16 protein-coding genes are annotated in these 18,431 nt (G+C 65.6%); 5 read left to right on the top strand and 11 right to left on the bottom strand.

All coding sequences use genetic code 11. The features are described 5' to 3' along the window. The first annotated feature begins 21 nt into the window (after positions 1-21). From ACFQXB_RS07020 to ACFQXB_RS07010, 3 genes are all read left to right on the top strand, one after another. Positions 22-669 (top strand): pyrimidine 5'-nucleotidase, encoded by a 648-nt coding sequence (locus ACFQXB_RS07020; RefSeq protein ID WP_377401258.1) that lies wholly within the window; start codon positions 22-24, stop codon positions 667-669. 81 nt (positions 670-750) lie between these two features. After that, positions 751-978 (top strand): hypothetical protein, encoded by a 228-nt coding sequence (locus ACFQXB_RS07015; RefSeq protein WP_377401255.1) that lies wholly within the window; start codon positions 751-753, stop codon positions 976-978. 60 nt (positions 979-1,038) lie between these two features. Beyond that, positions 1,039-2,235 carry a UbiH/UbiF family hydroxylase gene (locus tag ACFQXB_RS07010; protein WP_377401252.1) on the top strand — a complete coding sequence of 399 codons (1,197 nt, stop codon included), beginning with the start codon at positions 1,039-1,041 and terminating at the stop codon, positions 2,233-2,235. 3 nt (positions 2,236-2,238) lie between these two features. Here ACFQXB_RS07010 and ACFQXB_RS07005 read toward each other — a convergent pair whose 3' ends face one another. Both ACFQXB_RS07005 and ACFQXB_RS07000 read right to left on the bottom strand, forming a co-directional pair. Further along, entirely contained in the window at positions 2,239-2,697 is a 459-nt protein-coding gene (locus ACFQXB_RS07005; protein ID WP_377401249.1) for an Lrp/AsnC family transcriptional regulator, read from the bottom strand. After that, entirely contained in the window at positions 2,694-3,152 is a 459-nt protein-coding gene (locus ACFQXB_RS07000; protein ID WP_377401246.1) for an Lrp/AsnC family transcriptional regulator, read from the bottom strand. The genes ACFQXB_RS07005 and ACFQXB_RS07000 overlap by 4 nt, the downstream gene beginning before the upstream one ends. A 129-nt stretch (positions 3,153-3,281) precedes the next feature. Between ACFQXB_RS07000 and ilvC the strand changes: the two genes are divergently transcribed. After that, positions 3,282-4,304: a ketol-acid reductoisomerase gene (gene ilvC, locus ACFQXB_RS06995; protein WP_377401243.1), complete on the top strand. Its 1,023-nt coding sequence runs from the start codon at positions 3,282-3,284 to the stop codon at positions 4,302-4,304. Positions 4,305-4,352: 48 nt separating this feature from the next. Here ilvC and glmM read toward each other — a convergent pair whose 3' ends face one another. From glmM to ACFQXB_RS06955, 8 genes are all read right to left on the bottom strand, one after another. Continuing rightward, positions 4,353-5,696 (bottom strand): phosphoglucosamine mutase, encoded by a 1,344-nt coding sequence (gene glmM, locus ACFQXB_RS06990; RefSeq protein ID WP_377401240.1) that lies wholly within the window; start codon positions 5,694-5,696, stop codon positions 4,353-4,355. After that, a complete protein-coding gene (gene folP, locus ACFQXB_RS06985; RefSeq protein ID WP_377401237.1) occupies positions 5,693-6,709 on the bottom strand; it encodes a dihydropteroate synthase in 1,017 nt (338 codons plus the stop codon). Before folP ends, glmM begins: the two co-directional genes overlap by 4 nt. A 38-nt stretch (positions 6,710-6,747) precedes the next feature. After that, positions 6,748-7,668 carry a dihydroneopterin aldolase gene (locus ACFQXB_RS06980; protein ID WP_377401233.1) on the bottom strand — a complete coding sequence of 307 codons (921 nt, stop codon included), beginning with the start codon at positions 7,666-7,668 and terminating at the stop codon, positions 6,748-6,750. 99 nt (positions 7,669-7,767) lie between these two features. After that, entirely contained in the window at positions 7,768-8,469 is a 702-nt protein-coding gene (locus tag ACFQXB_RS06975) for a cell wall hydrolase (protein WP_377401230.1), read from the bottom strand. Between the two features lie 207 nt (positions 8,470-8,676). Next, on the bottom strand, positions 8,677-11,271 hold the full coding sequence (locus ACFQXB_RS06970; protein ID WP_377401227.1) for a putative PEP-binding protein: 2,595 nt from the start codon (positions 11,269-11,271) through the stop codon (positions 8,677-8,679). 44 nt (positions 11,272-11,315) lie between these two features. Then, positions 11,316-13,661 carry a glycine--tRNA ligase subunit beta gene (gene glyS, locus ACFQXB_RS06965; protein ID WP_377401224.1) on the bottom strand — a complete coding sequence of 782 codons (2,346 nt, stop codon included), beginning with the start codon at positions 13,659-13,661 and terminating at the stop codon, positions 11,316-11,318. A gap of 2 nt (positions 13,662-13,663) precedes the next feature. After that, positions 13,664-14,134 (bottom strand): DUF6446 family protein, encoded by a 471-nt coding sequence (locus tag ACFQXB_RS06960; RefSeq protein ID WP_377401221.1) that lies wholly within the window; start codon positions 14,132-14,134, stop codon positions 13,664-13,666. Beyond that, complete coding sequence (locus ACFQXB_RS06955) at positions 14,131-15,057, bottom strand: glycine--tRNA ligase subunit alpha (protein WP_377401218.1); 927 nt, start codon at positions 15,055-15,057, stop codon at positions 14,131-14,133. Before ACFQXB_RS06955 ends, ACFQXB_RS06960 begins: the two co-directional genes overlap by 4 nt. Positions 15,058-15,188: 131 nt before the next feature. On the opposite strand from ACFQXB_RS06955, the gene ACFQXB_RS06950 reads away from it, so the two are divergent. Then, positions 15,189-16,925, top strand: coding sequence for a peptidoglycan-binding protein (locus tag ACFQXB_RS06950; protein WP_377401215.1), 1,737 nt, complete (start codon positions 15,189-15,191; stop codon positions 16,923-16,925). Positions 16,926-16,939: 14 nt separating this feature from the next. Here the strand turns inward: ACFQXB_RS06950 and ACFQXB_RS06945 are convergent, their stop codons facing one another. Then, positions 16,940-18,388, bottom strand: coding sequence for a TrkH family potassium uptake protein (locus tag ACFQXB_RS06945; RefSeq protein WP_377401212.1), 1,449 nt, complete (start codon positions 18,386-18,388; stop codon positions 16,940-16,942). Positions 18,389-18,431 lie beyond the last annotated feature (43 nt).

Below are 18,431 nucleotides of genomic sequence, written 5' to 3'. Positions count from 1 at the left end.
GCAAGGGCATAAGCTGACGCCATGGTTGCACAGAATTTCTCTCACGTTCGCGGCTGGGTGTTTGACCTCGATAACACGCTTTACCCGCCCGGGAGCCGGCTGTTCGATCAGATCGATCAGCGAATGACCGATTTTGTCATGCGCACCCTGAACCTGCCCCGCCCCGAGGCAAACCGGCTGCGCTTGGACTACTGGCAAAGCTATGGAACCACGCTGGCCGGGCTGATGGAGCGCCATGGCATCGATCCCGAGCCTTACCTGGTTGATGTGCACGACATCTCGTTCGATGCCCTGCTGCCGGACCCGGTGCTTGCGGCGCGGATCCGCGCGCTTCCGGGGCGGCGCATCGTCTATACCAACGGCTCGGCGCCCTATGCCGAACGGGTGCTGGCGGCGCGCGGTCTTTCAGGACTTTTTGATGCGATCTATGGCGTCGAACATGCGGGCTATCTGCCAAAACCGCAGCGCGCAGCCTTCGAGGCCATCTTTGCCGCCGACCGACTGGACCCCGCCACCGCCGCCATGTTCGAGGACGACCCTCGCAACCTCGCCGCGCCGCACGAAATGGGGATGCGCACGATTCATGTGGCGCCCCAGCCACTGCAAGCGCCGCATATCCATCATCACACGGACGACCTGCCGCATTTCCTGTCGCTTCTGACTGCGTGATCCTGTCGCACTGCGGCAAGATGCTGCCTTTTCGGACTGTCGCCCGGGGGCCATATCGGGCGCATCCAACAGGAGGCCCCCATGACCACGATGCACGCGCCCAGCCCATGGTACTATCGCATTCCGGTGTTCGGCTGGATTGCCCGCGACCTCAACCGCGAGGAAGACTCCATCTGGTATCTGCTGGTGGCGATCCTGAGCCTCTGGGCGATCGCAGTCATGACCTGGGGGCTTCCGGCGCTGTATCTGCCCGCCGTGATGGCGGCACCGGTCTGTCTGCTGCTTCTTGTGCTTGTGAGCCTGGGCTGATCAATGGCTCTTGGACGCGGGGCCGCTCGCGGCCTATCTTGATCCCCAGGAGGGAAGGCCATGCGCACCAGGACGGACATTCTGATTTCAGGCGGGGGGGTTGCCGGGCTGACAGCGGCTGCGGCTTTCGGCTCGGCGGGTTTTTCCGTGATCTGCGTCGATCCGGCCCGGCCGGTTACCGATGGCGCGGCCGACAATGCCGATCTGCGCACCACCGCCTTCCTTCAGCCCTCGGTCGCGGTGCTCGAGGCAGCGGGCCTCTGGTCGCGCCTCCTGCCTCATGCGGCGCCCTTGCAGGTGATGCGGATCGTCGATGCCGGGGGAAAGGTGCCCGAAGCTCGGATCGTCAAGGATTTCGACGCCGCAGACATTTCGGCTCAACCCTTCGGATGGAACCTGCCGAACTGGCTTCTGCGCCGCGAAATGCTGTTCCGACTGGAGGAGCTTCCCAACGTCGCGTTTCGGGCCGGAGTCGGTACCCGCACGGTGCTGACGCGGGACAGCGCGGCCATTGTGACGCTTTCGGACGACAGCCGCATCGAGGCGCGGCTGCTGATCGCCGCCGATGGCCGCGGTTCGCCGGTGCGGACAGCTCTGGGTATTCCGGTACGTACCACGCGCTATGGTCAGAAGGCACTGGCCTTCGCCGTCAGCCACCCGATCCCGCATGAGAATGTCTCGACCGAGATCCACCGCTCGGGCGGGCCGTTCACGCTGGTGCCCCTGCCCGATCGCGATGGCCGCCCCTGTTCGGCTGTGGTCTGGATGGAAAGCGGCGCCGAGGCGCAGCGCCTTGCAGCCCTGCCAACCGCGGCCTTCGAAGCCGAGATGTCGGAACGCTCTTGCCACCTGTTCGGGCCGCTGACGCTTCTGGGCCGGCGCTCGATCTGGCCGATCATCAGCCAGATTGCCGCCCGTTTTTCGGGCCAGCGCACCGCGCTGATTGCGGAAGCCGCACATGTCGTGCCGCCGATCGGCGCCCAGGGCCTGAACATGAGCCTTGCCGACACGCGGGTGCTTCTTGAGCTTGCGCAGGCGCAGCCAGAGTCGTTGGGACGTGCCGCGATGCTGGAAACCTATCATCGTCGGCGCTGGCCCGAGGTGCAGACGCGGCTGGCGGGGATCGATCTTCTGAACCGCGCCTCGATGCTGGGGCAGCCGATCATGCGTGATGCGCGGGCGGCCGCCCTCAACCTGCTGTATTCCGCGCGCCCTGTGCGACAGACCTTGATGCGCGCGGGGCTGGGAATGCGCTGATCCTCAGCCCAAAGGGCCTGGCAGCAGTTCTTCCGACAACAGCACGTTGGCATCGACCTGGCCCAACCCGGGCAGGGTCATGATCCGCCGCCGCAACACGCGCTCGAAATCGCTCAGGTCGCGCGCGATGACGCGCAGCCGGTAGTCGTAGACGCCCAGCACGTGTTGCACGGTCTGCACCTCGGGGATTGCTGACACCGCGCGTTCGAAATCCTCCAGACTCACCCGCCCCTTGGTTGCCAACTTGACGCCCAGAAACACCGTCACGCCAAATCCGAGCCGTTCGTGATCGATCTCCACACGGCGCCCGCGAAAGACGCCCGCCTCCTCCATCCGGCGGATGCGGCGCCAGGTTGCCGGCTGCGAAAGGCCAAAGCGCCGACCAAGGGCACTGGCGCTTTGGCTCGCATCTTCGACCAATGCGCGCAGGATCGCGCGGTCGGTATCATCCAGGTCGATCATAGCGGCAGCTCCACGCTGTCCTTGATCGTCGCGACATGCATCAGCGCCTCGATATCGGCGATATGCGGAAGGGTCAGGATGCGGCTGCGGTAAACCTCCTGATAATGCGCCATGTTGCGAGCCACCATGTTCAGGCGCACATCGACGCGGCCAAGGAAGGTCTGGATCTGGATCACCTCGGGCACCTTGCGCGCCGCCTCAAGGAAATCATCGAAGGCCCGGGGCGCCGTCTTGTCGAGCGTGAAGCGCAGCGACACCTCGATTTCATAGCCCAGTCGCCGCCAGTCCACGGCCATCCCCTGCCCGCGCAAGACGCCAAGGCCACGCAATCGCTCCAACCGCCGCCAGCAGGTGCCGGAGGTGACGCCGGCCCGTTCGGCCAGCACCGCTGTCGGCAGGTCAGGCTCGGCCAGCAAATGGCGCAAGATGCGGCGGTCAGTATCGTCAATGGACATGATGATTTTGCCAAAGAAGCCATAGGCGAATGATTTTCGCAGTTTATAGCCATCATTCCGGAATTTTACAACGAACCACTCCCCGGTTTGCCCTAAGGTCCGGACATCAGCATAGGGAAGGAAACGGACATGCGCGTCTATTACGATCGCGACTGCGATATCAACCTGATCAAGGACAAGAAGGTCGCCATTCTGGGCTATGGCAGCCAGGGCCACGCCCATGCGCTGAACCTGCGGGATTCGGGCGCCAAGAACATCGTCGTCGCGCTGCGCGAAGGCTCGCCCTCGGCCGCCAAGGCGCAAGGTGAAGGCCTGCAGGTGATGGGCATCGCCGAGGCTGCCGCCTGGTGCGACCTGATCATGTTCACCATGCCCGACGAACTTCAGGCCGAGACCTACAGGAAATACGTCCATGACAACCTGCGCGAAGGCGCGGCGATTGCCTTTGCCCACGGCCTGAACGTGCATTTCGGCCTGATCGAGCCGAAAAAGGGCGTCGACGTCATCATGATGGCGCCCAAGGGCCCCGGCCACACCGTGCGCGGCGAATACACCAAGGGCGGCGGCGTTCCCTGCCTCGTCGCGGTGCATCAGGACGCGACCGGCAAGGCGATGGAAATCGGCCTCTCCTACTGCTCGGCCATCGGTGGCGGGCGTTCGGGTATCATCGAGACGAACTTCCGTCAGGAATGCGAAACCGACCTCTTCGGTGAACAGGCGGTGCTGTGCGGTGGTCTGGTCGAGCTGATCCGCATGGGCTTCGAGACGCTGGTCGAGGCCGGCTATGAGCCCGAGATGGCCTATTTCGAGTGCCTGCACGAGGTGAAGCTGATCGTGGACCTGATCTACGAAGGCGGCATCGCGAACATGAACTACTCGATCTCGAACACCGCCGAATATGGCGAATATGTCAGCGGCCCGCGCATCCTGCCCTATGAGGAAACCAAGGCGCGGATGAAGGCGGTCCTGACCGACATCCAGACCGGCAAGTTCGTGCGTGACTTCATGCAGGAAAACGCCGTGGGTCAGCCCTTCTTCAAGGCCACCCGCCGCATCAACGACGAACACCAGATCGAGAAGGTGGGCGAGAAGCTGCGCGCGATGATGCCCTGGATCTCCGCCGGCAAGATGGTCGACAAGGCCCGGAACTGAGTTCGGGACCAGATCGACGAAAGGCGCCCCGTGGGGCGCCTTTTCATTTCAGGCTGCCCGTTCCACCTCGGCCACGATGCCGTTGACGACCTCGGCCAGCAGCGCCGCATCCTCGCATTCCGCCATGACGCGGATCAGGGGTTCGGTGCCCGACTTGCGGATCAGGAGCCGGCCGCAGCCGCTCAGCTGCGCCTCGGCCTCGGCGATGCGGGACTGCACACGGGTGGCGGCAAGCGGGTCGGCCCCCGCTGCATAGCGCACGTTCTTCAGAAGCTGCGGCACCGGGTCGAACTGCCGCACCAGCGCACTGGCGGGTTCGCCGGTTTCCGCCATCGCGGCCAGGAATTGCAGCCCCGCGATCAGCCCGTCGCCGGTCGTGGCATAGTCGGTCATCACGATATGGCCCGACTGTTCGCCGCCAAGGTTGAAGCCGCCCCCGCGCATCCGCTCGACGACATAGCGGTCGCCGACGGCGGTGCGTTCCAGCCGCAAGCCCCGCCCGGTCAGGAACCGTTCCAGCCCGAGGTTCGACATCACGGTGGCGACCAGCGTATCGCCGCGCAGGCGCCCTTCGGCGGCCCAGCGGGCGGCGAAAAGGCCCATGATCTGGTCGCCATCCGCCACCTGCCCGCGTTCATCGAGGATCATCACCCGGTCCGCGTCGCCGTCGAGGCAGATCCCCATGTCGGCGCCATGAGCCACCACCGTTTCAGCGGCGGCGCGTGTGTTCGTTGAACCACAACCGTCATTGATGTTGTAGCCGTTGGGCGAAACACCAACCGGGATCACCTCGGCCCCCAGTTCCCACAGCACGTCCGGCGCGGCGCGATAGGCGGCGCCGTTCGCGCAATCCACCACCACCTTGATGCCGGTCAGACGCTTGCGGCCCGGAAAGGTGGTCTTGGCATATTCCACATAGCGCCCGCGCCCGTCATCGATCCGGCGGGCCCGGCCGATATTCTGGGGCTGCGCCGGCTGGATCTCGCCTTCGAGGATCGCCTCGATCTCGGCCTCGGCCTCGTCCGAGAGCTTGAAGCCGTCGGGGCCGAAGAACTTGATGCCGTTATCCTGATGCGGGTTGTGGCTGGCCGAGATCATGATCCCGACATCCGCCCGCATCGAGCGGGTGAGAAAGCCCACCGCAGGCGTCGGCACCGGACCCAGAAGCAGCACGTTCATCCCGGTCGAGGTAAGCCCCGCCGTCAGCGCATTCTCCAGCATGTAGCCCGACAGCCGCGTGTCCTTGCCGATCACCACCCGATGCTGTTTCTGGCCGTCGCGGCGAAAGAAACGCCCGGCAGCGGCGCCGAGGCGCAGCGCGATCTCGGCGGTCATGGGAAAGCTGTTCGCCTGTCCCCGAACTCCATCGGTTCCAAAGAGCTTGCGCGTCATCGCCCCTCTCCTTCAAGTGTAACGGCTGACCACAGCCGCAGCGCCTGGTCGGTTTCCGCAACGTCATGGACGCGCAGGATCTGCGCGCCCTGCGCAACGCCGGCCAGCGCAACCGCGACCGAACCGTGCGCCCGGTCTGCGGGGTTCCCGGCCCCGCCGATCCGGCCGATGAAGCGCTTGCGCGACACCCCCAGCAGCAGCGGGCACCCAAGGGCATGAAACAGGCTCAGCCGATGCAGAAGCGCGAGGTTGTGCGCCTCGGTCTTGCCAAAGCCGATACCCGGATCGACGATGATGCGGCTGCGGGAAATGCCCCCAGCCTCGGCGGCCAGCACCCTCGCCTCCAGCCAGTCGTAAACATCCAGCAGCACATCGTCATAGCAGGGGTTGTGCTGCATGGTCTGCGGCGTGCCCTGCGCATGCATCAGGCAGACCGGAACATCCAGCTGCGCCACCAGATCCAGCAATTCCGGGTCATGGGTGAAAGCCGATACGTCATTCACCAGCGTCGCGCCCGCCACCAGCGCCGCGCGCGCCACCGAAGCCTTGCGTGTGTCGATCGAGATCGGGACCGCCACCTTTGCAGCACGCAGTGCAGAAATGACCGGCCCTGTCCGCGCGCTTTCAACCGCATCCGGCACGAGGTCGGCGCCGGGGCGGGTGCTTTCGCCGCCGACGTCGATGATGCTTGCGCCGGCACGCACCATTGCTTGCGCATGGGCCAATGCACGGTCCGGGAGATCATGGCGACCCCCGTCGGAAAAGCTGTCGGGGGTGACGTTCAGGATTCCCATGATCTGCGGGCGATCCATGGCACAGCCGGCTTGCGGCGCGCGCGCCGCGCACAGCCGCTGCAGAACCTCGCGGGGCGCCTCATGTGCAGGGATGATACGCGCCGGCCGCGTTCGTGACAGAACCTCGATCCGGTCAAACCAGCACCAGCCGCCGGCAAGGCTCAATGCCGCAGCGGGGCGTGCAGGATCGCACGATGGGATCGGTCGGAAATAGTCCATCGAGGGGATGTGCGCAAAAATTCGGCGCTTTGCAAGGCTCAGCTGTTCAGATGCTCGACCGCAATGCGGCTTCCCGCCGGTGCACGCCCCTCGCCCATCACCAGAAGCCGGTCGGCGGCCAGCGTTTCCGCCAGCCACAATGCAAGCGCGACACCATCCCGCGCCGATGCCTTGGGTCCGTCCACCGCGTCAAGCACCAGCTTGGAGGGCGCCCAGACGATCATGCGCCCGTTGCGCAAGGCCCAGTCGATCTCGGTCCGGCTGCCGACGACCAGGCACCGCCCGTCCCGCGCAGCAAGTCGCCAGGCATTCTGCTCGATCCCCAGAAGATCGATGCGTCGCTGGACCGCGCGCGGTTCCACCTGCGGCAGGGCCTCGGCCGGAAGCCCGACTGTCAGCACAAGCGGCCGGCCGCGGCCAAGAAGCGCGTCAAGGCGCTGCGACAGATCGGGGGCGGCGATGGCCGCATTGTCCAGACAGACCACGATCGGCTGCAGATCGGCGAGCGATCCATCCCCGGCTGCGGCCTGCATCGGCGCCTCGGCACGGCTGCGGACAATCTCGACCCCCAGCGCGCCGGGGCCGCGATCCAGTTTCTCGATCCGTACAAAGACCCGCATCGCCTGCGGTTCGGCGAGGATGCGTTCGGCAATCCGCGCGGCAAGGGTTTCAAGCAGGTTAAGACGTTCGGCCGCAAGCTCGGCCGCGATTGCCTCGGTGATCCTGTCATAGGAGAGGATCCGGTCAACATCATCCTCGATCGGCGCGGGATGTGGCCGAACCTCGACCACGATGTTGAAACAGACCCGCTGCGTCTTGCCCCGTTCGGTCTGGAAGGCCCCGATCTCGACCTCGACCACGTGATCGCGGAGCGAGATCCTGTCCCGCGGATCAGCCCCGGCGGTGGCCTCGGCACGTTCTTCGGGATGGGCGAAAGCGAGGCGGATGTCGGTGGTCATGCAAGGCCTGGTCTGCAGAGGTTGAGCGTGGACACTACCACATCCAGCGGCAGACAGAAGCCGCTGCGGGCAGACCGCCCCTTACGGGCGGCCCAGGGGTCAGCGCGAGGAAACCAGTTGCACGGGCTGGCGGTAGAAACGGTGCGACCCGATCGTTGCGGTGCGGGGAAACTTGCTCGCCCAACGCGGCCGCACGGCATGAGTATGGAAATGCGTCGCGCCATCGGTCAGGGCACGCGGGGCACCGTTGATCATCAGCGACGCGATCTTGCCGACCTGCTGATAGGCGGCCTGTTCGCGGATCGTTTCGGGGCGCCCGTCGCAGGTAAAGGTGAACTGGCAGGCAAACTTGCGGCCGCTTCCCTGGTGGACGACGCCGCAGATCGTGTTGGGGTATTCGCGCGCCTCGACCCGGTTGAGGATCACCTCGGCCACGGCAAACTGGCCGCGGACGGGCTCGCCGCGCGCCTCGAAGTAAAGTGCCTTCGCCAGGCACTGCCATTCTTCATCGCCCCGCTGCGCCGGCAGTTGCGCCAGCCAGCTGGGATCGTAACGCACCTCGACCACGCCCGTCTGCGCCACTGCAGTCGGAGCGGTGGTGATCTTGTCCACATGGGTCTGGTTCAGCGCACCCAGCGCCGCGTTCTCCTGGCCGAAAAGGGCGGCGATCCGTTCGTCGATCGCCTGCGCTTCGGCCACGGCGGGTGTTTCGGTTTCGTCGGTATCCACCTCAGCGGAGGCCGCCCCGGCGAGAACCAGGAGGCCGAGAAGCCCCTGAATCCCTGTCGTAAGCAATCGCATTGGTCCGTTCCCGGTACTGTTCCCCGGCCCCGATGGCACCACCGATCCGGTGGCGAATTCATCAGGACCGGGATGCGGGATACTTCAAATACGCCGGATCGTCCACCCTAGTGACTTTTTTGCAACTAGGCTGGGCAAAAAGATGCCGTAGAAGATGCTCCGACCTCTAGGGGCAAAAGGTTAATTAACCTTTAATTTGCCAAGAAATCATGGCAATTCCGCGCTGTTTTCAGGCGTCATGCGCGACACAATCGCCAATTGCGCAGCTGCAAGCCGTGCAACCGGAACGCGGAAGGGAGAACAGGAGACATAGTTGAACCCGGCCGCCCTGCAGAAGGCGATTGATTCGGGATTCGCCCCATGCTCGCCACAGACCGCGAGCGTCAGATCGGCACGCGCCCGCCGTCCGCGACTGGCACCGATCAGAAGCAGCTCTCCCACCCCGTCCACGTCGAGCGTATGGAAGGGATCTTCCGGAAAGACGCCCGACTGCACATAAGCGGACATGAAGCGTCCGGCATCGTCGCGCGACAGGCCATAGGTCATCTGCGTGAGGTCGTTCGTGCCGAAAGACAGGAAGGCGGCATGATGCGCTATATCGCCTGCCCGCAGTGCCGCGCGCGGCGTTTCCACCATCACCCCAAGGCGATAGCTGAAGTCAGCCCCCATGCGCGTCCGGACGGCGGCGGCAACCGCCTCGATGCGGGCCTTGACCAGCTCGACCTCGCGCACCGCGGAAACCAGCGGGATCATGATCTCGGGCACCACGACGCGGCCGTGGCGCGCGGCCTCGATCGCCGCCTCGAAGATGGCACGGGCCTGCATCTCGTAGATCTCGGGCAGGGTGATGCCCAGCCGCACCCCCCGCATGCCCAGCATCGGGTTGAACTCGGACAGGGCCTCAACCCGCCGTGTCACATCCGAGAGCGGCTTGTCGAGCGCCTCGGCAAGTTCGCGCAGGCCATCCCGGCTGTGCGGCAGAAATTCGTGCAGCGGCGGGTCGAACAGACGGATGCAGACCGGCAGCCCATGCATGATTTCGAACAGATGCGTGAAGTCCGCCCGCTGCATCGGCAGAAGGCGCGCAAGGGCCGCGGCGCGATCCTCGGCCGTGTCGGCAAAGATCATCTCGCGCATCACGGTCAGGCGGTCGCCCTGGAAGAACATGTGCTCGGTCCGGCAGAGGCCGATGCCCTCGGCCAGAAAATCACGGGCGATTCGGGCGTCGGAAGGGCTGTCGGCATTGGCCCGGATACCTATGTCGCGCTCGGCATCCGCCCAGGACAGGAGGGTGCGGAACGTATCGTCAAGCGCCGGCTCAAGCATATCGACCGCGCCGACAAGCGCCTCGCCGCGGGTGCCATCCACCGTGATGACGTCGCCTTCCCGAAATACCCGTCCGTCCCGTGCCCGCAACAGCCGCTCGCGCGGATCGAACCTGAGTTCGGAAGCACCCACGACGCAGGGAAGGCCCAGTCCGCGCCCGATCACCGCCGCATGGCTGGTCATACCCCCGCGTTCGGTCAGAACCCCGGCGGCGGCATGCATCCCGCGAATATCCTCGGGCGCGGTTTCGCGACGCACCAGAATACAGGGCTCGCCCCGTGCAGCGCTTGCCTGCGCCGCATCCGAGGAAAAGACGATGCGCCCCTTCGCAGCCCCCGGGCTTGCGGCGATACCACGGGCAAAGATGTCGCGCGGACGGCGCGGATCGACCTGACGGTGCAGCAGTTCCGACAGCGCCCGGGGTTCGACCCGAAGAAGTGCGTCGCTGCGCGAAATCACCTCGTCCTCGGCCAAAGTCACGGCGATGCGGACACTTGCCCGCGACGAACGTGCAACCTTCACCGCATCCAGAACGCACAGCCGGCCATTGGCCAGCGTGAACTCGATCTGCATTTCTTCGCGCAGGCGGCGCCGGCACGCCTCACCATAGCGCAGCAGGTCGGCAAAGGCATCCGGGCAGATCTCTTCAAGCGACGGGCCGCGAGGGTCGCGCGTCAGATAGATCTCGCCTTCGGACTGGGCAATGGGATCACCGCCCTGGGCCTGACGCATGTAGCGCCCGGTGATCTGCGCCTGCCCGCTGACCGGATCAACGAACTGGATCACGCCCGAGCCGCTTTCGCCGCGTCCCAGCCCAAGCACCATGTCCTGCACCACAAGGCCAAGCCCGGCCTCGGCCGGCGCGCCCTTGGCCTGGCGCAACAACCGCGCCGACGTGCCCTCCCAGGCCCGCGCCATCGAGCGCAGGACTTCGGCAAGCTGGCGTGCGGGATCCTGCGGGAAGGGCTCTTCCGTTTCCTGGGCATAGGCGCGCAGCGCAGCGCGCAGCGCTTCGGCCGAACCGTCGGCACCATCGAACATGTCCGGGTCCAGACGGGCCACATGCGTCGCATAGGCGCGGATGAAGCGCAGATAAAGCGCGTCGGCCACCGTCGCGCCGTGTTCGGCGGCAAGCGCCGCGTGACGTTCGTCATTCATGCCGATATTCAGCATCGTTCCCGGGCCGCCCCAATCCGGGTTCTCCGAACTCGGCCGAACAGAAACAAGCGGCCCCGCCCCGAAACCGGCGAGGATCGCGCCAGTGTCCGGCAGATGCCCCCCGGCTATGGCGCGCACCGTCGCGGCAGGAATTGCCACAGTCCGCGGCACCGGCAGATCAAGCCGCACCAGACGCTGCAGGCATTTGGCGCGCCAGCCATGGCTGGCCACGGCGACGGGCGCCGTCGGCGTGATCTCGGTGAACTCCGGCCGCTCGCTTCTCTGCACTGCAGCATCCCCCTGTTCTTCCGGCAACATACGCTTTCTGCGCAGCCGCACAAGCGTCGCGACGGGGGACAAGGTCAGCCTTGCAGCCGCCCGAAATCCGCGACGCCACCGCAGATAGTGCGGATGCGGTGCAAGAGGTTCAGACGGTTGCGCCGCACGATGGCATTGTCGCTGTTGATCTGGACCGCCGTGAAGAACGCGTCGATGGGGGCGCGCAGCCTTGCCATTGCCGCCATTGCGGTCTGGAAATCCTCGGCGCGCACGGCAGGCAGGATCGCGGCCTCGGCCTGATCAAGCGCCTCGAACAGCGCCTTCTCCTCCTCCGCTTCGGCCAGCTTGGGTTCTGGTCCGACCGAGTATTCAACCCCGTCCTTCTCCTCGGCCTGGGTCAGAATGTTATTGGCGCGCTTGAAGCCCTGCAGAAGGTTCTCGCCATCCTCGGTGCCCAGGAAGGCCGTCAGTGCCTCGGCCCGCTTTACCAGCAGCGTCAGGTCGTCGTTACCCGGCATGGCAAGACAGGCGTCGATGACGTCATGGCGGATGCCCTGATCGCGCAGGAATACCTTGAGCCGGTCGTGGAAGAAGGAGAGGAGTTCAGTTGCGTTCTCGTCCGCCTGGACCTTGCCTTTCTCAAGGCGCTCTCGCGCCACCTGCAATTTTTCCATTGCGGTGTTAAGGTTGGTCTGTCCTTCAGAGATGTCGAACTGCTCACGCTTAAGGACCTGATGAAGCGCGTGCGTGCCTTCGATATCCGCTTTCTCAACAGCTTTGCGCAGAGCCAAAGCACGAGTCACGCTGGCCGACGAACCAGCGTTAAGATCATCTGCATGCTTATGGACCGCCGGGGTTGCCTCCACGACATCCTGCACGAGCTTCAACAGACCAGCATGAAGAGCGACTCCTGCAAAGGCCACCTCGGCAAGGCGAAGGCGCAGGCCGTTCCCCAGCACCAGCCGGATCACCCCCAGGGCGGCGCGGCGCAGGGCGTAGGGATCCTTGGAGCCGGTGGGCTTTTCGTCGATCGCCCAGAAGCCGCTCAGCGTATCCAGCTTGTCGGCCAGCGCGACAGCGACCGACACCGGATCGGACGGCACGGCATCCGAGGGGCCCAGCGGTGAATAATGCGCCGCGCAGGCATCCGCAACGGCATCGGGCAGGCCGGCAGCGCGGGCGTAATAGCTGCCCATCAGGCCCTGAAGTTCAGGAAATTCGCCGACCATCGCAGATTGGAGATCGGTCTTGGCGATCCGCGCAGCCTGTTCGGCCTGGTCGGGATCGGCACCGACCTGCGGCGCGATATCGCGCGCGAGCGCGGCAATCCGGGTGATCCGGTCGAATTGCGACCCAAGCTTGTTGTGGAAGGTGACGGCCTTCAGCCCCTCCAGCCACTCATCCATGCCCGAGGGCGATTGCACGACCCGCAGATCGTTTTCCCAGAAGAACCGCGCATCCGACAACCGGGCCGACAGCACCTTCTGGTTGCCACGCAGGATCGTGGCACCGTGATCGGCGGTTTCGCGGTTCGCCACGGTCACGAACTTCTCGATCCGCCCGGTCGCCGGATTGCGGACCGAGAAGAACTTCTGGTGCTCCTTCATCGAGGTTTGCAGCACCTCGGGGGGCAGGCCCAGAAAGGCGTCGTCGATCGCACCCATGAGAACCACCGGCCATTCGACCAGCCCCGCCACCTCGGCCAGAAGGCCCTTGTCCGCGACCAGCTCCAGCCCCTGGGCGAAAGCGGCATTGGTCGCCTCGGACCAGATACGGTCCGCGCGTTCCTGCGCATCAAGGATCACATGCGCCCGCTTCAGCCGCGCCTGATAATCCTCGAAGCCGGTCACGGCAAAGCGCCCGGGTGACATGAAGCGATGGCCCTCGGTGGTATTGCCGGCGCGGATGCCGTCAATCTCGAACGGGACCGTTTCAGCCCCGGCCTCATCGCTCAGAATGCAGAGGATGGACTGCAGCGGTCGCACCCAGCGCAGCGTGCCGCTGCCCCAGCGCATGGATTTGGGCCAGGGGAAGGTGCGGATCGCGGCCTCCAGCACTTCGGCGATGATCGCCGCGGCGGGGCGCCCGGGGCGTTCGACCACTGCAAAGAAAACCTGCGCCTTGCCGGCGTCGCGCAGTTCAAGCTGATCGCGCTGCAGGCCTACCGACCGGCAGAAGCCTTCGATCGCGGCATCGGGCGCATCGGCACGCGGGCCCTTGCGCTCTTCCCGCAGGGTTGGGCTTTGCGCCGTCAACCCGTGCACCGCCAGCGCCAGCCGGCGCGGCGTGGAAAAGGCAGCGGCGGCCTCATAGGTCAGCCCGGACTCGACCAGGCCATCGGTGACAAGCCGCTTCAGATCCGCCGCAGCGCGGTCCTGCATCCGCGCCGGGATTTCTTCCGAGAAGAGTTCGATCAGCAGATCCGGCATGGTCAATCCCTGTACGTATCGTTGAGCTGGTGCCAGGCGAAGGCCCGGCCATCCGGAAACACCGCAATCACCCGGTCTACCCCAGGCGCGATTTCGGCCTGTCCGAGAAAGGCTTGCGCCGCGCCGTCTTCAAGCGCCGCACCGATTGCCGCCGCATCGAAGCAGGAAAACCAGTGGGGGGCATTCAGCGGTTCCGGGCGCGGATAGGGGGTAAAGCCCTGCAGGTCCTGTTCGGGACCGGCCGCAAGGTCAAAGCAGGCACGGAACCGCAACGGCGAGCTGTCGGCGTCGATCCCCTCGAAGCCCGTCACGGCAACGGGGCGGGGTCGGTCCTCACCCTCGGGCACCAGGGCGATGGCCGCGGCGTCCTGCGTGACAGGCTGATAATAGCCATAGACCTGCATGTAATACATCGCTGCGCCCCCGATCAGGGCGACGGCCGCGATTGATCCACCAAGGATCTTGCCGTTCACGCGCCTGCCCCCCCGGCTTCGGTTTGCACGAAGGCATCGGCGCATTTCTTGGCCAGTGCCCGCACACGGCCGATATAGGCCTGACGCTCGGTGACCGAGATGACCCCCCGCGCATCCAGAAGATTGAACAGATGGCTGGCCTTGATGCACTGATCATAGGCGGGATGGGCCATGATGATCTGCCGCCCTGCCTTGTCTGCCAGGGGTGCGGCAAGGATCCGTTCACATTCGGCCTCGGCATCGCGGAAATGCTGGAACAGCGTTGCAGTATCGGCCACGTCGAAATTCCAGCGGCTGTATTCCTGTTCCGTCTGGCGGAAAACGTCGCCATAGGTCAGCGGGATCGGCGCGTCGGGATCGTTGAAGGGCATGTCCATCACATGATCGACGCCCAGCACATACATCGCCAGCCGTTCGAGGCCGTAGGTCAGCTCGCCCGAGACCGGCCGGCAGTCGTGCCCGCCGACCTGTTGGAAATAGGTGAACTGCGACACTTCCATGCCGTCGCACCAGACCTCCCAGCCCAGACCCCAGGCACCAAGCGTCGGCGATTCCCAGTCATCCTCGACGAAGCGGATATCGTGCAGGCTGTCGTCGATGCCGATGGCGCGCAGGCTGCCCAGATACAGGTCCTGCAGATCAGGCGGCGAGGGTTTGATCAGCACCTGGTACTGGTAATAATGCTGCAGGCGGTTCGGGTTTTCGCCATAGCGCCCGTCGGTCGGACGCCGCGAGGGCTGGACGTAGGCCGCCGCCCAGGCGCGACTGCCCAGGGCGCGCAGCGTCGTGGCCGGATGAAATGTGCCCGCGCCGACCTCCATGTCATAGGGCTGCAGCACCGCGCAGCCTTTCGACGCCCAGTAGGACTGGAGCCTCAGGATGATTTCCTGAAAACTGCGGGGGGAAGAGGGGGCCTGGGTCATGCGCGCCTCGGTTCGGAAAGCAGGTGTTCAATAGGCAACGCCGGGCCAGGGGTCAATGCGCCTCCCGAATTGGGATGCGGTGGCCGGCAGGTTTGTTAGGGTCGCTGCGAGTCGCAGCAGGGGGCGAAACAGTGAGGAAACTGATCGGGGTGTTGATGCTGATGGGCGCGCTGTGGATTGCGCCTGCCCTTCAGGCGCAAGAGCCGGCATGGATCCAGGTCGAGGCACAGCCCAGTCTGCGCGCGGCCGAAGCCCGAGCGCGCACCTATGCGGCACAGTTTGCGGACGTGAACGGCTTTCGCCTGCCCTCGGGCTGGTATGCCATCGCGCTTGGCCCCTACCCCACCTCCGACGCTGCAACCCGGCTTCAGAGCCTTTTGCAGGATCGGCGCGTGCCGGCCGATGCCTATGTCGTGGACGGAGACGCCTTTGGCCAACGGTTCTGGCCCGTGGCAACGGGCCTGCGCCAGCCGCTCGTGATTGACGTTCCCCCGCCCGAGCCGGCCGCACAACCGTCAGAGGAGGTGTCTGCGATCGCCGCCGCGCCCGAGCGTCCTGTCGCTTCCGACTCCCCCGCCCCGGCGACCGAACCCCTTGAAGAAAGCCTGCGCCACGAGGCCCTTCTGAGCCGGGAGGACAGGATCGCCCTGCAGGAGGCGCTGCAGCAGGCCGGGTTCTATCGCGGCACCATCGACGCGGCGATCGGCCCTGGCACCCGCAGCGCCATGGCGGCGTGGCAGGCCGCGCAGGGCCACGAGGTGACAGGGGTCCTGAGCAGCGCCCAGCGCGCCGCCCTGCTTGGAGCCCAGGCCGAAGCGGACGCCGCACTGGGCCTTGCCAGGCGCCGGGACGAGGCAGCGGGAATCGAGGTGATCCTGCCGACGGCGCTTGTGCAGTTCGATCGTTATGATCCGCCCTTTGCGCGTTACGGCGGCGATGCCGGGGTGGAGATTATCCTTGTCAGCCAGCAGGGCAATCCGCAGGCCCTGGCCGGACTGCGCGATCAGATCCGCGCCCTGCCCGGCGTTCCTGCGGGCGGACGCGATTCGTTCGACGCTGCCGGGTTCGAGATCGAGACCGCAGAGGGCGCACGGCGCGCCCATGTGCTTGTGCGGCTTCACGACGGCGCGATCCGCGGTTATGTGGTGACATGGGATGATCGCGCCCCCGACATGGCCCCGATCCTTGCCGCGATGCGCCAGAGCTTCGCCCCCATCGGCCCGCAGACGCTTGACGATCTGGGCGCCGCACCCAGCGACGAGATGCGTGCCGCCCTGCTTGAGGGGGTGGCCGAAGCCGCGCCGAGCCGTAGCGCCACCGGCGTCTTTCTGGATGCCGAGGGGCATGTCCTGACCGCTGCGGCGGCGGTTGCAGCCTGCACACGGATCAGCGTGGACGATGCACCCGCGGTGATCTCGGCCTCGGATACCGCCACGGGGCTTGCGCTTCTGCGCCCCGAAGCACCGCCGCCGCCGCGACGGACGGCGGGCTGGCAACGCCTCCCGCTTGAGGTGGGTGCCCCGATCGTGGCGGCGGGCTTTTCCCTCGGGGCGGCCATGGGCTTGCCGGCCCTCACCCGCGGCATCGTGGCGGCGCCCCCGGAGGAGGGTCGTCAAAGCCTCAGGCTTGAGATGTTGCCCGGCGACACGGGCGCACCCCTTCTGGATGGGACGGGCGCCGTGGTCGGGCTGCTGCTGCCGACAGAGACCGCCGGCGCAAGCCTCGCCATCACCACTGCGGCGGTCGAAAGCTGGCTTGAGGGCCAAGGCATCTCTCTGCCCGGTTCCGGAACCGGTCAGGATCTGAGCCCGGCGGCGCTGGCCGAAGGCGCTGCAGGAATAACGACCCCTGTGTCCTGCTGGAACTGATACGGTGCCGGCGCTCAGCCGCGCCAGAACCGCGGCACGAACAGGACGAATACCGCCAGAAGCTCCAGCCGGCCCAGAAGCATGGCGAAGATCATCAGCCATTTGGCAAGCGCCGGAAAGGCATCGACGGCGCCGGTCGGCCCCACCTCGGGGCCAAAGGCCGGGCCGATGTTGAAGATGGCCGTCCAGGCCGCAGTCAAGGCAGTCAGGGTCTGCAGGCCCGTCATCGACAGGGCCACGGCTGTCAGGCCGAAGGTCAGGATGAAACAGGTGAACAGCACGATCACCGAATTCAAGACATCCTCGCCCACCGCGCGCCCGCCAAGGCGGACAGGGATCACCCGGCTCGGGCTCTGGATGCGGCGGACCTGTGCCTTGATCCCTTCCAGCAGCACAAGATAGCGGAACACCTTGATCGAACAGCCGGTGGATGAGGTGCAGCCCCCGATCATCCCGACGATGATGATGACGACGAAGGAAAACGCGCCCCAGGATGTCACATCGGCACTGCCATAGCCGGTGCCGGAGAACAGCGTCACGATGTTGAAGGTGGTTTCGCGCAGGATCACGAAGAACGGCACATCCTGCGTGTAGGACCGGTAAAGCACCACCGCCACGATGGCGTAGAAGGCCCAGCGCAGATAGGCGCGCACCTGCAGATCCTGCCAAAGCGGTGTGACCGAGCCATTGAGGACCTGGACGTAACGGATGAAGGGCAGCGTGGCGAGCAGCATGAAAACCGTCGAGGCATATTCCAGCGGGCCGCGAAAGGCGGCAAAGGAAGCGTCAGTGGTTGAAAACCCGCCCGTTGCAATGGTGGTCAGCGCATGGACCAGCGCGTCAAACCCGGTCATCCCGAGACTGTAATAGACGATCGTGCAGGCCACTGTCAGCGCCACATAGACCTGGATCAGCGCCGAAGAGATGTCGAGCGCGCGCGGCAGGATCTTGCCCAGCGTGTCGAACCCTTCCGAGCGGAAGAACTGCATCCCGCCGACCTTCATGACCGGCAGGAAGATCAGCGCCACGATGACGATGCCCAGCCCGCCCAGCCATTGCAACATGCCCCGCCACAGCAGCGTTCCCGCAGGCATGTCGTCCAGTCCGACGAAAACGGTCGCGCCGGTGGTGGTCATGCCCGACATGGATTCGAACATCGCGTCGGTAAAGCTTGCCCCCGGCACACCCATCATGAACGGCAGCGCCCCGAAGGCTGGCAGCGCGATCCAGACACCTGTGGTCAGCAGGAAGGATTGCTGGATGTTCAGCCCCCGCCCGAGGCTGTTCGAACAGGCCAGCGCGATCAGCCCCCCTGAAAGGCCGGTGATGACCGCGCATTCGAAGAACACCATCCAGTGCGGATCGCCGCGCAGAAGATCGGCCAGCATGGGCAACAGCATGGCAGCGCCCAGAACGGCGACAAGGAGACCTATGACATAACCGACCGGGCGCGCATCGAACATTCGCGCAGGCTTGGCGCTCGCAGCACGAACTGTCAAGCCTGCC

The sequence above is a fragment of the Halodurantibacterium daqingense genome (genome assembly GCF_042666235.1).
Taxonomy (GTDB): domain Bacteria; phylum Pseudomonadota; class Alphaproteobacteria; order Rhodobacterales; family Rhodobacteraceae; genus Halodurantibacterium; species Halodurantibacterium daqingensis.
Note: the sequence above shows the minus strand (reverse complement) of the source record. Positions and strands in the feature narration are given on the sequence as shown.

Bases quoted from the DNA above. Each gene is read 5' to 3' on its own strand.
- ACFQXB_RS07015 (WP_377401255.1), top strand. From the start codon at position 751: ATGACCACGATGCACGCGCCCAGCCCATGGTACTATCGCATTCCGGTG.
- ilvC (WP_377401243.1), top strand. From the start codon at position 3,282: ATGCGCGTCTATTACGATCGCGACTGCGATATCAACCTGATCAAGGAC.
- ACFQXB_RS07020 (WP_377401258.1), top strand. From the start codon at position 22: ATGGTTGCACAGAATTTCTCTCACGTTCGCGGCTGGGTGTTTGACCTC.
- ACFQXB_RS06955 (WP_377401218.1), bottom strand. From the start codon at position 15,057: ATGACCCAGGCCCCCTCTTCCCCCCGCAGTTTTCAGGAAATCATCCTG.
- ACFQXB_RS06945 (WP_377401212.1), bottom strand. From the start codon at position 18,388: ATGTTCGATGCGCGCCCGGTCGGTTATGTCATAGGTCTCCTTGTCGCC.
- ACFQXB_RS06970 (WP_377401227.1), bottom strand. From the start codon at position 11,271: ATGTTGCCGGAAGAACAGGGGGATGCTGCAGTGCAGAGAAGCGAGCGG.
- folP (WP_377401237.1), bottom strand. From the start codon at position 6,709: ATGGACTATTTCCGACCGATCCCATCGTGCGATCCTGCACGCCCCGCT.
- glyS (WP_377401224.1), bottom strand. From the start codon at position 13,661: ATGCCGGATCTGCTGATCGAACTCTTCTCGGAAGAAATCCCGGCGCGG.
- ACFQXB_RS06975 (WP_377401230.1), bottom strand. From the start codon at position 8,469: ATGCGATTGCTTACGACAGGGATTCAGGGGCTTCTCGGCCTCCTGGTT.
- glmM (WP_377401240.1), bottom strand. From the start codon at position 5,696: ATGACGCGCAAGCTCTTTGGAACCGATGGAGTTCGGGGACAGGCGAAC.
- ACFQXB_RS07005 (WP_377401249.1), bottom strand. From the start codon at position 2,697: ATGATCGACCTGGATGATACCGACCGCGCGATCCTGCGCGCATTGGTC.
- ACFQXB_RS06980 (WP_377401233.1), bottom strand. From the start codon at position 7,668: ATGACCACCGACATCCGCCTCGCTTTCGCCCATCCCGAAGAACGTGCC.
- ACFQXB_RS07010 (WP_377401252.1), top strand. From the start codon at position 1,039: ATGCGCACCAGGACGGACATTCTGATTTCAGGCGGGGGGGTTGCCGGG.
- ACFQXB_RS07000 (WP_377401246.1), bottom strand. From the start codon at position 3,152: ATGTCCATTGACGATACTGACCGCCGCATCTTGCGCCATTTGCTGGCC.